This window comes from Curtobacterium flaccumfaciens (assembly GCF_018598405.1).
Taxonomy (GTDB): domain Bacteria; phylum Actinomycetota; class Actinomycetes; order Actinomycetales; family Microbacteriaceae; genus Curtobacterium; species Curtobacterium aurantiacum.
In genome coordinates, this window is sequence record NZ_JAHEWS010000001.1 from 265,180 (window position 1) to 279,115 (window position 13,936).

A 13,936-nucleotide genomic window follows, 5' to 3' on the forward strand; every position below is an offset into this window, starting at 1 on the left:
ACGATCGGCCAGCGCACTCGGCTATGCGTCGAGGTTGCGCAACCCGGCCCGCTCCGCGATGTCGACGAGTTGCTCGCGCCACCGGACCCACTCGTCCGGGGTCTTGTCGGCCAGGTTGCCGTCGCCGTCGCCCGCCAGGCCGTCGAGCATCTCGCGCACGATGTCGGCGTGGCCTGCGTGCCGGGCGGTCTCGTAGGCCATGTGCACCAGGATGCGGTGCAGCGTGACGTCCCGGTGCTCCTCCGGCCACCACGGCACGGTCCCGGTGGCGGTGAGGTCGAGCGCCTCGATCGTGGCGTCGGCGTGGGCGGCACTCCGGTGGTGGAAGGCCACGATGTCGGCCATGGTCTCGTCGAGCGAGGCGTACATGTCCTCGCCGTCCTTCGACTCGAGCCAGGCGGGCTGGTCCGGCAACGGCCGCCCGAACACCTCGCCGAAGTAGCCGGCCTGGACCCCGGCGACGTGCTTCACCAGCCCGAGGACGTTCGTCCCCGTCGGCGTCACCGGCCAGCGGGCCTGCCGCTCCGCGAGCCCGTCGAGCTTGGCCAGCAGGGCCGCACGGTGCTTCTGCAGGTACCGGTGCAGCGTCCGCTTCACCGCGGCGTCGGCGGCAGCGGCGTCGGTGACCGCGCCGTCCGCGACCGTCGCGGCGTCGGGGTTCCGCGTGGACCCTTCGTCCGACAGCAGGGCGTTGCCGCTCGCGGCCAGGGTGCTGGTGCTCGCGGGGTGCACCTCGGGGACCGCTTCGACGTCGCTCATGCCCCCGATCGTGCCACCCGGAGCTCCTGCAGGCGCGTCGACTCCTGCACGGCGACCCGTTCGGCGGTCAGCAGCAGCCCGGCGACCTCGGCGCCGGTGCGTGCCGGGGCGTCGTTCCAGCTCGTCAGGTCACGCACGCGGCCCATCCGGATGTCCGGCGCGGGGCACCACAGCACGGGCTCGCCCTCGTCGCGGGCGAGGGCGTGCCACACGACGTCGAGCGCGTGCTGCACCCGTGGCGCGTGCACCGCGTGCGGCCCGCCGGCGGCGGACACGACGGCCCCCACCAGGCAGGCGCCGACGAGCGGCCGTCCCTGCACGTCCATCGCAGCGGCACTCGAGGCCTTCCGCTCCCGGCCGTGCTCGTCGAGGTAGGCGAACCAGGCGTGCTGGATCCAACCGCGTTCGACGACGGCGCGGGCGTCGGAGAGCAGGTGGACGAGTTCGGCGAGTTCCCGGACCCGGTCGTCGACCCGACGCGCGCGTGCGGCGGCGCGACGGTCCGCGAGCCGGTCGAGGAGACCGCGGAGTCCCCGTCGTTCGGGCCGGACGTGGACGGGGGAGGCGTCGGTGGCGACGTCGTGCTGGACGCGGAGCTCGAGGGTCATGGCGGCCCCTCCGATCGGCTGTGCACGGATGGTGCGGTCACGATAGCCCCGCCGGGACTCAGTCGTCCAGCACCGCGTCGATGCTCCGTCGTGCGACGCTCCGGAAGGCGCGTTCGTCGGCGGTCGCGAGCGCGGACGCGAGCGCGACGGCCCACCCGCGTGCGCGCTGCCAGGTGACGTCCGTGGCGACGACGTGCGTCCGGAACGCGCGACGCCCCCGCTGGTCGAGCGTCAGCCAGGCGGTCGCGAGGTCGACGGCGGGATCCCCCGCGGTGACGTCGCCGAAGTCGATCACCGCCGACAGGCGGTCGACGCCGTCCGGTGCCCGGTCGACGAGCAGGTTGAAGGGGTGCAGGTCGCCGTGCACCCAGACGGGAGGCCCGGCGTGCGCGGGCGCGGCCGCTGCGGTCCGCCACAGCGTGGCCAGCTCTCCGGCACGGGGCACGTCGTGCCCGTCGAGTCGCGCCAGCACGGCGTCGCTGCGCGATGCGAGCGGGACGCCGCGGAACGGGTTCGCGGGAGCGTCGGCCGGAGCCGGGACGTGCAGGCGACCGACGAACGCGGCGAGCGCCTCGGCCACGGACACCCCGGCAGCCCGTGCACCGATGGGCGCGCCGGGCAGCCACGGCACGATGCTCCACGACCACGGGTAACCGAGGGCGGGACGTCCCGTGCGGACCGGTGCCGGGACCGGCACGACCGGACCGACCCGGGCGGCGATCTCCGGCAGCCAGCGTTGCTCGTGTTCGACCAGGCGCGCGGCCATCGCCCGGCGGGGGACCCGCACGGCCAGGTCGTCGCCCAGGCGCAGCACGACGTTGTCCCAGCCGTTCGCGACGACCTCGAGCGGCTGGCCGGCCAGGTCCGGGTGCTGGTCGCGCAGCAGGGACCGGACGAGCGGGACGTCGACGTCGACCTCGGCGGACGGGGTGGGCACCGGGTCAGGCTAGTGGGCCGGACGACACACGCCCGCGAACTGGGGCCGTTGGCGCGACACCCTTCTCGGTATTGTCGTAGCGAGGTGACGTGGGTGTTTCCCTGGGGGGACCCGCGTCACTCCGGAGCGATCACCGCGACGAGCCGCGGGATCTCCGGACGCAGCCGTTCGGAGACGAACGCGTCCAGCAGGACCGTCCAGAGTTCCCGCAGTTGCTCGAAGATGTCGGATCGGCGGGTCATCGCGTCCGACACCGTCTGCACGCCCGTGTACGCACGCACGACGACCCGGCCGACGAGCTCTGGGTCCCACCGCGGGTCGATCTCACCCGCGTCGATCGCCTTGCGCGCGAAGCCGGCGATCACCTCGGTCCAGTCGGTGTACGGGTCCCGCCGGTCGACGTCGCTCGCGGCCACGTCGGTCGACAGCCGGACACCGGCGCTCACGACGACCTCGGCGGTCATCTGGACCGCGAGCCCCTGGCACAGCCACATGATCGACTCGAGCGGGGTGGCGCCCCGAGCCAGCGCTGCCTCGCCGTACCGGCGGGAGATCGCGTGCTGCTCGGCGACCACGGCGCCCGCCATGTCGGCCTTCGAGGTGAAGTGGAAGTACAGCGCGCCCTTGGTCATCCCGATGCGCTCGGCGATGCCGTCCATCGAGGCGCCGACGTACCCGCGTTCGTCGAACTCCGCGGCCGCGCCCTCGATGATCGCGGTGCGGGTCGCGAGCGATCGCTCTTGCCGGGTCGGTCGGTCCTGCGCCATGGGGTCCGATCGTAGTCAGCGCATCCGACGGCCGGGGTTCCCTGGCCGCATTCGGCAGGCGTTCGGCCGGGTGCCCTACGGTCGGTCGCCATGGACGGATGGCGGAACCCTGCGCGCTGGGCACGGACGGGGCGGTGGCTGCTGCTGCCGATCGCGGTGCTCGACTGGGTCGCGCTCGCGCCGCAGACCATCGTGGTGCTGGCCTTCCTGATCGCCGTCGTCGGACTCGCCGGCATGGCAGCGGCGCTCGTCGTGCACATGCTCGGCCGGTCGCGCGGTGCGATGGCCGGCCTCGGCGTGGTGATGCTGCTCGGCGGGCTCGTCGTGTTCGGCCTCGACCCGTTCCCGGGCTCGTTCCCGCTCATCCAGTCGTGGTGGCCGGAATCGATCACGCAGCCGCAGCACGTCGGCAGCGCGTACTGGCAGCTTGCCGGCCTGGGCATCGAGCTCGCCGGGTTCGCCCTGCTCGCCACGCTGCTCGTGGTCGCGCTGACCGGCACTCCGCGCCCGCGGCAGGACCGCTTCCGCTCCTGACGCGCGCGGCACGATCAGGTGGCGCGGCACGACCGGATGGCGCGGCACGCACGCTCAGTGCCGCGTGAGCACCACCAGCGTGACGTCGACCACTGCGTCCGTGGGGACGGCCGTGCGCACCCGTTCGACCGCGGCGGCCCCGTCCGGAGCCGAGCGCACCAGCGCGGCGAGGTCGTCCAGGTGCCGGAGCCCGTCCAACGTCAGGACGCCCTGGGTGCACACCGCGAGCCGGTCGCCCGGCGCGAGGTCGAGTGCCCCGGGCGACCGGGGGATCGACTCCGGCTGCAGGCCGAGCGGCAGGTCGAGGGGGTGCAGGACCCGGGCGGAGCCGTCCGCCCGGACGAGCACCGCCAGCCCGTGCCCGGCGTCGCCGAAGTCGACGTGACCCGACGTCGGGTCGAGCCGCAGGTGGAAGAGCGAGCCGACGGCGTCCGCAGCCGACAGGTCGGCGGTGACCTGCGCCTCCAGGCCGCCGATCGCGTCCTGCATACCGGTCGCGGTCCGTGCCGCCACCGCTCCGCGGACCGCCGCGGCGAGCAGCCCCGAGGCCGGTCCGGCGGCGCTGACGCGACCGACGGTCACGTGCAGGGCGCCGTCCGGCGCGACGCGCCAGTCGGCGACGTCACCTCCGCCGCCGTCGTGCTGGGCGACCAGGGAGTCGAGGGCGTACCCGGGGACGTCGACCGGGTCGGGCACCAGGCCGTCGAGCGCCCGGCGCACCCGCCCGCGGTCGATCGCGACGCCGAGCTCCCGCTCGGTCCACCGGGCCAGGTCGCGCAGCAGGGCGAGGTCCTCGTCCGAGAACACCCGCGGCACGGCGTCCATCAGGCACAGCGTGCCCACCCGGGTGCCGTCGACCATGGTCAACGGTGCCCCGGCGTAGAACCGGATGCCGTGCTCCGCCACCGCCGCCGTGTCGGCGAACCGGGCGTCGAGCGACGCGTCCGGGATCACCATGGGCTCGCGAGCGAGGACCGTCGTCGCACAGAACTGCTCGCTGGCGGGGACGCTCGACCCCTGGTGCCAGCCGAACGTCGACTGCGTGGTGACGAGGTCGTGGTGGACGAGGTTGAGGAAGGTCAACGGGACGTCGAACGCCTCGTGGGCCATGCGGGTGATGCGGTCGAAACGCTCCTCGGGTCCTGATCCCAAGATGGCGAGCGCCTCGACCACCGCGGTGCGCCTGTCCGCACCGTGGAGATGGTTGGTCACCCGGCCTGTCTACCCCGATCGTCCGACAGGAACCAGTCCCGCGGGTGGGGGTCGGCCGTCAGCTCGCGGCGCTCGGACACCGGGGCAGCCCACACGGCGGCGTTCGACAGCACGCGCTGGATGTCCGGGTGGTGGTAGACGGGGTACTCCTGGTCGCCCGGCGAGAAGTAGAAGACCTTCCCCAGGCCCCGGCGGTACGCGACGCCGGAGCGGAAGACCTCGCCGCCGGCGAAGGTCGACAGGAACACCTCTTCGTCGGGGCGCGGGATGTCGAAGTACTCGCCGTACATCTCCTGCCGGTCGATGACGATCGGGTGCGGCACCCCCGCGGCGATCGGGTGTTCGGGTGCGACGGTCCAGACGAGTTCGCGCTCACCGTCGTTCCGCCACTTCAGCGAGCAGGTCGTGCCCATCAGGCGCTTGAACGGCTTGGAGTAGTGGCCGGAGTGCAGCACCACCAGGCCCATGCCGGCGTGCACGGCGTCGACGACCAGGTCGACGGCGGCGTCGCTCACCTCGTCGTGGGCGGCGTGCCCCCACCAGAACAGCACGTCCGTGGCGGCCAGGCGTTCGGCGGTGATGCCGTGGTCGGGTTCCTGCAGGGTGGCGGTCGAGACGTCGGCCCCGGGCTGCAGCCGCCGGAGCGCCTCGGCGATCACGGCGTGCATGCCGTCGGGGTAGTGCCCGACGACCGTCGCGTCACCGCGGGTCTCGTGCACGTTCTCGTTCCAGACGACGATGTTCAGGGGACGGTTCTCGGTCGACGGCGACATGCGCCCACGCTACCCGTGATCGGTACGCGCAGGCACTGGCGTTTTCTGATCGTTTGACCTACCTTCGGATCACTATCGCGCAGACGGCGACGCCAGGGGGCGTCGATCACCGTCCGCGCCGAGGACAGGGGCTCGTCCGATGCAGCACCGCACCATCTCCACCGTCGCGCTCGCGGCGGTACTCGCACTCGCCGTACCGACCACCGCATGGGCATCCTCGCCCACCGGTCACCACCCGACCCGCACCGCGACCACCTCGACCGTGACCTACACGGCGAGCGACGCGGTCATCCCGAACCCCTCACGCGGGTTCGACCACACCACCGAGACGCACTACCGCGCCGACGGCACCGGGTACACACCGCTCGACGCCGCGACGCTGCGCGGCTACCGGGCCGACGGCGTCACGCAGGTCGTCCGGGTGTTCTACATGGAGGCCTTCGCCGAGCAGCGACAGCTCAGCCAGGCCTGGCTCGACCTCGTGCAGCACGACTACGACACCGCACGGCAAGCGGGTGTGGGCGTGATCACCCGGTTCGCGTACGTCCAGGGCGGCTCGGGGCCGTACACCGCGCCCTACGGCGACGCCGACCTGCCGACCGTGCTCGGGCACATCGAGCAGCTCACCCCGACGCTCCGCCGGAACGCCGACGTCATCCCGACCCTGCAGGGGGGCTTCATCGGGCTCTGGGGCGAGGGCTACTACACCGACCACTTCGCCAGCGACCCGGCGAACCCGGGCGTGCTGACCGAGGCCGACAAGGACGCCCGACGCCAGGTGCTCCAGGCCGAACTCGCCGCCCTGCCGTCGAGCCGCTCGGTCCAGGCCCGCACCATGCAGATGAAGCAGGACGCCCTCCGCACCCCGTCGGGCACGGCCGGGGCACTCACCCCGGAGCAGGCGCACGACGGCTCGGCAGCGTCACGCGTCGGGCACCACAACGACTGCTTCCTCGCCTCGCCGGACGACTTCGGCACGTTCCTGAGCAACCCGCTGTCCCTCGACCAGGACTACCTGGCGGCCGAGTCGCGGTACGTCCCAGTCGGTGGTGAGACCTGCGCCGTGAACGCTCCGCGGACCCTGTACCCGTCCGCCTCGGCCGAGATGGCGAAGTACCACTACAGCTACCTCAACCTCGACTACAACAAGGACGTGCTGGCGAGCTGGGGTACGGCTGGCATGACCGACGCCGCCAAGAAGCTCGGCTACCGCTTCACGATGACCTCGAGCACCGCCACCTCGGGTGCGCAGGCGTCGGTGGCCGTGTCGATCCGGAACGACGGCTGGGCGGCGCCGTACAACAGCCGTCCGGTGCAGCTCGTGCTGACCGACGGCGACCGCCGGGTGACCGTGCCGGTGGACGCCGACGCGTCGTCCTGGCAGCCGGGCCAGACCGTGACGGTCCGGGCGTCGCTGGCGGACGTGCCGAACGGACGCTGGAGCGTCGCCCTCGCCCTGCCCGCCCCGGAGGCCTCGGTAACCGCGGACCCCGCGTTCGCGATCCAGACGGCGAACACGGGCACGTGGGACGCGGACACCGGCGTGAACCGGCTCGGCCAGACGGTGGTCGTGCAGCACTGATCGGACGTCGAGGGCGCCCCGGGTCGAACGGCCCGGGGCGCCCTGCTGTCCGCCGGAGCGTCCTGCTGTCTGTCAACCAGGGTCCGCCACCATGGACGCCATGACCCCACGCTCCCTGTTCCGCGCCGCCGCGGTCGCCGAACTCGTGACCTGGACCCTGCTCATCCTCGGGATGGTGCTGAAGTACGGCCTGGACGCCGGCGACTGGGCCGTCCGCATCGGTGGCGGTGTGCACGGCTTCGTGTTCCTGGCGTACCTGGTGGTCACGACCGTCGTCGCGGTGAACCAGCGGTGGTCGTTCGGTGCGCTCGTGCTCGGCTGGGCCAGTGCCGTCGTGCCGTACGCCACGGTGCCGTTCGAGGTCGCCGTCGCCCGCCGCGGCATGCTCGAGGGCTCCTGGCGCCGCTCACCCGACGCTCAATCCGGGTTCTGGGACCGCCTGCTGTTCTTCGTGGTGCGTCGCCCCGCGCTGGCCGCCGGCATCGGGGTCGTGGCCGTCGCCCTGGTCTTCACGGGGCTGCTGGCCGCCGGACCGCCCGTGCCGCCCCGCGGCTGAGCGCGCGCCCCCGCGCGTCCCCACGCGTCACTTCGTGAGCAGCAATGGTCGGGTTCGTGGTGCGGACCCGACCATTCCTGCTCACGAAGCGCGGCCGCGGTGGCGACCACGGACGGACGGGAGGCCCGGTGCCAGCTGGCACCGGGCCTCCCGTCCGTGGCCGGTCGCTGCTAGAGCGCTGCCAGCGCCGCGTTCAACGTGGCGGACGGGCGCATGACCGCGCTCGTCTTCGCGTCGTCGGGGCGGTAGTAGCCGCCGATGTCGGCCGGGTGCCCCTGCACCGAGACGAGCTCGTCGACGATGGTGCGCTCCTGCTCACCGAGCTTCGCCGCGAGGTCCGCGAACGACGCCGCGAGCTCGGTGTCCTGGGTCTGCGCCGCGAGCTCCTCGGCCCAGTACTTCGCCAGGTAGAAGTGGCTGCCGCGGTTGTCGATCGAGCCGAGCTTCCGCCCGGGGGACTTGTCCTCCTCGAGGAAGGTGCCGGTGGCGCGGTCGAGGGTCTCGCCGAGGATCTTCGCCCGCTCGTTGCCCGTCACCCCCGCGAGGTGCTCGAGGCTGACGGCCAGCGCGAGGAACTCGCCCAGGCTGTCCCAGCGCAGGTAGTTCTGCTGCACGAGCTGCTGCACGTGCTTCGGCGCGGAACCACCGGCACCGGTCTCGAACAGGCCGCCGCCGCCCAGCAGCGGGACGACGGAGAGCATCTTCGCCGAGGTGCCGAGCTCCATGATCGGGAACAGGTCGGTCAGGTAGTCGCGCAGGACGTTGCCGGTGACGGAGATGGTGTCCTCGCCACGTCGGATGCGCTCGAGCGAGAAGCGCATGGCGTCCTCGGGCGCGAGGATCTCGATCTGCAGGCCCTCGGTGTCGTGCTCGCCGAGGTACGTGCGGACCAGCCCGATGAGGTTGGCGTCGTGGGCGCGGGTCTCGTCGAGCCAGAACACGGCGGGCGTCGCGGAGGCACGGGCGCGGGTGACGGCGAGCTTCACCCAGTCGCGGATGGCGACGTCCTTGGTCTGGCAGGCACGCCAGATGTCGCCGGGCTCGACGTCGTGCTCGATGACGACGTCACCCGAGGCGGTCGTGACGCGGACGACGCCGGCACCGGGGAGCTCGAACGTCTTGTCGTGCGAGCCGTACTCCTCGGCCTTCTGCGCCATCAGGCCGACGTTGGGCACGGAGCCCATCGTCGACGGGTCGAAGGCGCCATGGGCGCGGCAGTCGTCGAGCACGGCCTGGTAGATGCCGGCGTAGCTCGAGTCGGGGATGACGGCGAGGGTGTCGTGCTCGTCGCCGTCCGGACCCCACATGTGCCCCGAGGTGCGGATCATCGCGGGCATCGACGCGTCGACGATGACGTCGCTCGGCACGTGCAGGTTCGTGATGCCCTTGTCCGAGTCGACCATGGCGAGCTCGGGGCCGTCGGCGATGCCCTGCTTGAAGGCGCGCTCGATCTCGGCGCCGTTCGGCAGTGCACCGAGGCCGGCGAGGATCGAGCCGAGACCGTCGTTCGGGGTCAGGCCCGCGGCGGCGAGGTCGGCGCCGTAGCGCTCGAACACCGACGGGAAGAACGCCTTGATGACGTGGCCGAAGATGATCGGGTCGGAGATCTTCATCATCGTGGCCTTGAGGTGCACGGAGAACAGGACGTCCTCGGCCGCGGCGCGCTCGATCTGCTCCCGCAGGAACGACTCGAGTGCGGCCACGTGCAGCACGGTGCCGTCGACGACCTCGCCCTGCAGCACGGGGATCGACTGCTTGAGGACCTGCTCGGTGCCGTCCTCGGCCACGAAGGTGATCGTCAGGACGTCGTCGGCGGGGGCGATCCAGGACTTCTCGTTCGACCGGAAGTCGTCGACGCCCATGGTGCTGACGTTCGTCTTCGAGTCACGCGACCAGGCACCCATGCGGTGCGGGTGCTTGCGGGCGTAGTTCTTCACGGAGAGCGGTGCGCGGCGGTCCGAGTTGCCCTCGCGCAGGACCGGGTTGACGGCGCTGCCCTGGACGCGGCCGTAGCGGGCGCGGACGTCGCGCTGCTCGTCGGTCGTGGCCTCGTCCGGGTAGTCGGGCAGGTCGTAGCCCTGCGCCTGCAGTTCCTTGATCGCGACCTTGAGCTGGGGGATCGACGCCGAGATGTTCGGCAGCTTGATGATGTTCGCCTCGGGGGTCTTCGCCAGGTCGCCGAGCTCGGCGAGGGCGTCGTCCAGGCGCTGCTCGGCAGTGAGCCGCTCCGGGAACTGGGCGATGATCCGGCCGGCGAGCGAGATGTCGCGGGTCTCGACGTCGACACCCGCGGTGCCGGCGAAGGCCTGGATGACCGGGAGGAAGGAGTGGGTGGCGAGGAACGGCGCCTCGTCCGTGAGGGTGTAGATGATCTTGGCCATGCTGGCGGGTACTCCCTTGTTCGACCGTCGGTACGTCCACGGTACTCGTGGCGCAGGATGTCTCGACATCAAGATACATGGCCCCTGCTTCCGCGCGGCAGATGCTCGGCCCACACCCTGGAGGCACACCGTCGACACATAGGAACGGTGCGTGGACTGGCCTCCCGCAGCACCAGAGCGAGGGAGAGCGCGCATGACCACGACACGGCAGACCCCGGACGACTTCGGCTGGAGGGCGGAGGACCTGCGGTCCGCATACGCCTCGGACGGCAGCGGCCCCTACCGGTACGCGCCGGACGGCTCCGGACCCTTCTCCTACGACCCCGACGGGTCCGGCCCCTGGCTCGTCGGCCCGGAGCCCCGGGGGAGTGCTCGCCGGTTCGCACCGCGACAGCGTGGCAGCCGATCGAGACGGCGGCGGGTCGGTACGGCCTGCACCGCCGGAGCACTGGCGCTCGTGCTCGCGGTCGGCAGCGTCTCCGTCGTCGCGCACACCGCACCGCCGCAGCACTCGGTGCAGGCCGGTGCCGTCCACGGTCCGGGCCCCGACGGAGCCTGAGCCTCAGTCGCCGATCGAGACGCGGAACACCCGGACGCCCGCGGCACGGAGCCCGGCGAGCCCGAGCCGCATGCGCAGGGGACGGAAGGGACGCCGGAACCCGGACGACGCCGACGCGGCATCGATCTGGTGCAGGACCTCGGAGGTCAGGGTGCGCTCGAGCTTCGGCGCGAGCCGGGTCACCCCGGACACCGTGACGACGATGCGCACGGCGTGCGGGGCGAGCATCGGCGCGATCAGTTCGGCCGCCTCCTGGGCTCGGTGGAAGGCGGGGTCGTCACCGGGACGCCGGATCGCGATGACCGCCAGCGCTGCGTCCCAGGTGCCCTCGGGATCCGGCAGGTCGTCCACCCCGACGACCCGCATCCGCGCGGCGTCGATCCCGGCCCGAACGGCCGCTGCCCGCAGGACGGGCAGGAGTTCCTGGGTGCCGGCCAGCACGACGTCGGCCGACGCCAGGTCGACCGTTCCGTACCGCTCACGCGGCGATCGGGCCATGGTGCGGGTCCTTCCGTCGCTTTCCCATGACGGTACCGATCGACGGGGTCCGGGGGACGCCGCAGCCCGGAGTGATCAGGCGCCTCTCAGCACACTCGGTAACGAAAAGATCACGGTAGGCCCTGTACAAAGCGACAGAGTCGTGCAGAATGGTGGGCGGCCATGACGACTGCACCCGAACTCGACCAGCACCCGGAGACCCCGGTGGTGCACCTGTCCCGTCGCGCTGCCCTCGAGGCCGAGCGCGCCGCAGCCCGCGGACCGCAGCGTCGCAGCAAGGCGGCCCCGGTCCCCCAGGTCGAGAAGGCCCCCAAGGCGGCGAAGCCCGCCAAGGTCGCGAAGGCGGCGAAGGTCGCGAAGCCCGCCAAGGTCGCGAAGCCCGCCAAGGCACCGAAGGCCACGAAGACCGTCGTCGTCGCCACGACGTCGACCATCTCCACCGCCGAGCCGACCGGCCGCCGTGCCGCCGCCGCCCGCGCCACCACCGAGCACGTCGACGACCGCATCCAGCGCGTCGTCCGCCGCCCGGCACCCAAGGTGACGCGCGCGACCAGCGCACCCCGGGCCTCCCGGTCGGCCCGCGCCGGTCGCATCACGCTCACCAGCGCCGCCGCCGCCATCGCCATGTTCGCCGCGTCGGCGATGCCCGCACACGCCAGCGCCGGCACCTCGATGGCCACCTCGACCATCGCGCCGATCGTGCGCACCCAGGACTACGCCGTGACCCAGGCGGTCACGGCCGCCGGGTTCGACCGCGACGGGTTCACCGTCGGCGGAGGCTCGACCGTCACCGCGAAGACCGCGGGTTCCGCGGACACGACCGGGACCGCCGGCGGTGCCGTCTCGTTCGGTGGCGCCGTCCGCTCGCCGTTCCCCGGCCCGGTGCAGATGAGCTCCGGCTTCGGCTACCGCTCGGCTCCGTGCGGCGCGTGCTCGTCCCTGCACCAGGGACTCGACTTCACTCCGGGCATGGGCACGCCGATCGGTGCCGTCGCCGCCGGCAAGGTCCGGGTCTCCGGCACCTACTTCTCGTACGGCAACGCGGTCATCATCGACCACGTGATCGACGGCCGCCAGGTCTCGACGCTGTACGGCCACATGATCCCCGGGTCGTCGCCGCTCAAGGTCGGCGACACCGTCGCTGCCGGGCAGTTCATCGGGCTCGTCGGGTCGTCCGGCGTCTCGACCGGTGCACACCTGCACCTCGAGGTCCTGATGGACGGCGTCACGCCGATCGACCCCGAGGCGTGGCTCGAAGCCCGCATCGGCCGTTCGCTCACGCTGTAGCGACCACTCCCCGTCGCGAGGCAGGATCCACAGCCGCTTTCGAGCGGCAGCACGGTGATGTCCCAGTCCTCCTGTGCAGACTCACAGGCATGGACGATCCCCACAGACCGCCCGCCCGTCGTCGATCCGGAACGGCAGCCCGCTGATGGGCGCCGACACCTGGATCGCCTTCGGGCTCGTCATCCTCTTCGTGCTCGTCGGCGGGGTCTTCGCGGCCGCCGAGATCGCACTCGTCTCCCTCCGCGAATCCCAGCTGCAGCAGCTCGAACGCCGTGGCCCCCGCGGGATGCGGGTCGCCGAGCTCGGCCGTGACCCGAACCGGTTCCTGTCCGCCGTGCAGATCGGCGTGACCGTCGCGGGGTTCTTCTCCGCCGCGTACGGAGCGTCCTCGATCGCGCCCGACGTCGCACCGCTGTTCCAGGGTCTCGGTCTCGAGCAGGGCACGGCCGAAGCCGTCGCGCTGGTGCTCATGACCCTCGTCATCGCGTACCTGTCGCTCGTGTTCGGCGAGCTCGTGCCGAAGCGCCTCGCACTGCAGCGTGCCGAGGGCTTCTCGATGGCCGTCGCCCCGACCCTGGAGCGCTTCGCCGTGCTGATGCGGCCGGTGATCTGGCTGCTCTCGAAGTCCACCGACACCGTGGTGCGACTGCTCGGCGGCGACCCGGACGCCCGCAGCGAGTCGATGAGCACCGAGGAACTCCGCGGGCTGGTCGACGAGCACACCGGCGTCGACGAGCAGGGGCGCCGCATCGCCCGCAGCGCCCTGGACGCCGGTGACCGCATCCTGCGCGAGTCGATGCGTCCCTGGTACGACGTGTCGACGCTCGACGCCGGGCTGTCCGTCGCCGAGGCCACCGACCAGGCAATCGCGGCCGGGCACACCCGGTACCTCGTGACCTCCGGTGGGCGCGACGAGGTCGATGGCTTCGTGCACCTCCGCGACCTGCTCCGTCCGGTCGACCCCGCTGCTCCGGTCGCCACGCTCGTCCGCCCGGTGCTCGCGCTGCCCGAGACGAAGTCGCTGTCGAGCGCGATCGCGGACATGCGCACCGACGGGCACCAGATCGCCCTGGTCGTCGACGAGTACGGCGGCAGCGCCGGCATGGTCACGCTCGAGGCACTGCTCGAGGACCTGGTCGGCCGCATCCGGGACGAGTACGACGAACCGGTGGCCGAGCACGACGGCGTCGACGGCGCCACCGTGCTCGAGGACCTGGCGGCCGACGGGGGACCGGTGCTGCCGGACGGTGACTACGAGACCGTGGGTGGGCTCGTGCAGGTGCAGCTCGACCGCGTGCCCGAGGTCGGCGACGTCGTCCTGGTCGGAGCCCACCGCCTCGAGGTGACCGCCATGGACGGTCACCGCGTGGCTCGCGTGCGCATCGGAGCCGACTCCGCGCCCTGATCGCGCCCCCGCGTCGGACGGGAGGCCCGTGGCGGCCCCGCCACGGCCCTCCCGACCGGCCCTGGTCGCGTCCACCCC

The 13,936-nt window shown here is 72.4% G+C and carries 14 protein-coding genes; 6 read left to right on the top strand and 8 right to left on the bottom strand.

The features are described from left to right. Nucleotides 1–21 precede the first annotated feature (21 nt). From KK097_RS01325 to KK097_RS01340, 4 genes are all read right to left on the bottom strand, one after another. Nucleotides 22–759 carry a DinB family protein gene (locus tag KK097_RS01325; RefSeq protein WP_214543433.1) on the bottom strand — a complete coding sequence of 246 codons (738 nt, stop codon included), beginning with the start codon at nt 757–759 and terminating at the stop codon, nt 22–24. After that, nucleotides 756–1,367, bottom strand: a complete 612-nt coding sequence (locus KK097_RS01330) for a DUF6197 family protein (RefSeq protein ID WP_214543434.1) — start codon at nt 1,365–1,367, stop codon at nt 756–758. Before KK097_RS01330 ends, KK097_RS01325 begins: the two co-directional genes overlap by 4 nt. A 58-nt stretch (nt 1,368–1,425) precedes the next feature. After that, the gene (locus tag KK097_RS01335; RefSeq protein WP_214543435.1) at nt 1,426–2,304 is read right to left on the bottom strand and encodes an aminoglycoside phosphotransferase family protein; all 879 of its coding nucleotides are present in this window, start codon (nt 2,302–2,304) and stop codon (nt 1,426–1,428) included. Between the two features lie 116 nt (nt 2,305–2,420). Further along, nucleotides 2,421–3,071: a ScbR family autoregulator-binding transcription factor gene (locus KK097_RS01340; protein WP_214543436.1), complete on the bottom strand. Its 651-nt coding sequence runs from the start codon at nt 3,069–3,071 to the stop codon at nt 2,421–2,423. Between the two features lie 90 nt (nt 3,072–3,161). Between KK097_RS01340 and KK097_RS01345 the strand changes: the two genes are divergently transcribed. Continuing rightward, on the top strand, nt 3,162–3,605 hold the full coding sequence (locus KK097_RS01345) for a hypothetical protein (RefSeq protein WP_214543437.1): 444 nt from the start codon (nt 3,162–3,164) through the stop codon (nt 3,603–3,605). A 54-nt stretch (nt 3,606–3,659) separates the two neighbouring features. Here KK097_RS01345 and KK097_RS01350 read toward each other — a convergent pair whose 3' ends face one another. Together KK097_RS01350 and KK097_RS01355 are read right to left on the bottom strand one after the other, a co-directional pair. Next, complete coding sequence (locus KK097_RS01350; RefSeq protein WP_214543438.1) at nt 3,660–4,817, bottom strand: GAF domain-containing protein; 1,158 nt, start codon at nt 4,815–4,817, stop codon at nt 3,660–3,662. Further along, complete coding sequence (locus KK097_RS01355; RefSeq protein ID WP_250896307.1) at nt 4,814–5,590, bottom strand: ThuA domain-containing protein; 777 nt, start codon at nt 5,588–5,590, stop codon at nt 4,814–4,816. Before KK097_RS01355 ends, KK097_RS01350 begins: the two co-directional genes overlap by 4 nt. A gap of 139 nt (nt 5,591–5,729) precedes the next feature. On the opposite strand from KK097_RS01355, the gene KK097_RS01360 reads away from it, so the two are divergent. Together KK097_RS01360 and KK097_RS01365 are read left to right on the top strand one after the other, a co-directional pair. Beyond that, nucleotides 5,730–7,172: a DUF4832 domain-containing protein gene (locus KK097_RS01360; RefSeq protein ID WP_214543439.1), complete on the top strand. Its 1,443-nt coding sequence runs from the start codon at nt 5,730–5,732 to the stop codon at nt 7,170–7,172. Between the two features lie 100 nt (nt 7,173–7,272). Further along, nucleotides 7,273–7,728, top strand: a complete 456-nt coding sequence (locus tag KK097_RS01365) for a DUF3817 domain-containing protein (protein WP_214543440.1) — start codon at nt 7,273–7,275, stop codon at nt 7,726–7,728. A gap of 170 nt (nt 7,729–7,898) precedes the next feature. Here the strand turns inward: KK097_RS01365 and KK097_RS01370 are convergent, their stop codons facing one another. Then, nucleotides 7,899–10,109, bottom strand: a complete 2,211-nt coding sequence (locus tag KK097_RS01370) for an NADP-dependent isocitrate dehydrogenase (protein WP_214543441.1) — start codon at nt 10,107–10,109, stop codon at nt 7,899–7,901. Between the two features lie 193 nt (nt 10,110–10,302). On the opposite strand from KK097_RS01370, the gene KK097_RS01375 reads away from it, so the two are divergent. Then, a complete protein-coding gene (locus KK097_RS01375) occupies nt 10,303–10,668 on the top strand; it encodes a hypothetical protein (RefSeq protein WP_214543442.1) in 366 nt (121 codons plus the stop codon). A 3-nt stretch (nt 10,669–10,671) separates the two neighbouring features. On the opposite strand, the gene KK097_RS01380 is transcribed toward KK097_RS01375, so the two are convergent. Then, nucleotides 10,672–11,166, bottom strand: coding sequence for a hypothetical protein (locus tag KK097_RS01380; RefSeq protein WP_214543443.1), 495 nt, complete (start codon nt 11,164–11,166; stop codon nt 10,672–10,674). A gap of 162 nt (nt 11,167–11,328) precedes the next feature. Between KK097_RS01380 and KK097_RS01385 the strand changes: the two genes are divergently transcribed. Further along, nucleotides 11,329–12,453: a M23 family metallopeptidase gene (locus tag KK097_RS01385; RefSeq protein WP_214543444.1), complete on the top strand. Its 1,125-nt coding sequence runs from the start codon at nt 11,329–11,331 to the stop codon at nt 12,451–12,453. A 145-nt stretch (nt 12,454–12,598) separates the two neighbouring features. Continuing rightward, nucleotides 12,599–13,858, top strand: coding sequence for a hemolysin family protein (locus KK097_RS01390; protein ID WP_214530641.1), 1,260 nt, complete (start codon nt 12,599–12,601; stop codon nt 13,856–13,858). The last annotated feature ends 78 nt before the right edge of the window (nt 13,859–13,936 follow it).

Coding starts and splice junctions, on each gene's coding strand:
- KK097_RS01355 (WP_250896307.1), bottom strand. CDS start 5,590: ATGTCGCCGTCGACCGAGAACCGTCCCCTGAACATCGTCGTCTGGAAC.
- KK097_RS01365 (WP_214543440.1), top strand. CDS start 7,273: ATGACCCCACGCTCCCTGTTCCGCGCCGCCGCGGTCGCCGAACTCGTG.
- KK097_RS01390 (WP_214530641.1), top strand. CDS start 12,599: ATGGGCGCCGACACCTGGATCGCCTTCGGGCTCGTCATCCTCTTCGTG.
- KK097_RS01375 (WP_214543442.1), top strand. CDS start 10,303: ATGACCACGACACGGCAGACCCCGGACGACTTCGGCTGGAGGGCGGAG.
- KK097_RS01325 (WP_214543433.1), bottom strand. CDS start 759: ATGAGCGACGTCGAAGCGGTCCCCGAGGTGCACCCCGCGAGCACCAGC.
- KK097_RS01380 (WP_214543443.1), bottom strand. CDS start 11,166: ATGGCCCGATCGCCGCGTGAGCGGTACGGAACGGTCGACCTGGCGTCG.
- KK097_RS01360 (WP_214543439.1), top strand. CDS start 5,730: ATGCAGCACCGCACCATCTCCACCGTCGCGCTCGCGGCGGTACTCGCA.
- KK097_RS01385 (WP_214543444.1), top strand. CDS start 11,329: ATGACGACTGCACCCGAACTCGACCAGCACCCGGAGACCCCGGTGGTG.
- KK097_RS01340 (WP_214543436.1), bottom strand. CDS start 3,071: ATGGCGCAGGACCGACCGACCCGGCAAGAGCGATCGCTCGCGACCCGC.
- KK097_RS01345 (WP_214543437.1), top strand. CDS start 3,162: ATGGACGGATGGCGGAACCCTGCGCGCTGGGCACGGACGGGGCGGTGG.
- KK097_RS01330 (WP_214543434.1), bottom strand. CDS start 1,367: ATGACCCTCGAGCTCCGCGTCCAGCACGACGTCGCCACCGACGCCTCC.
- KK097_RS01370 (WP_214543441.1), bottom strand. CDS start 10,109: ATGGCCAAGATCATCTACACCCTCACGGACGAGGCGCCGTTCCTCGCC.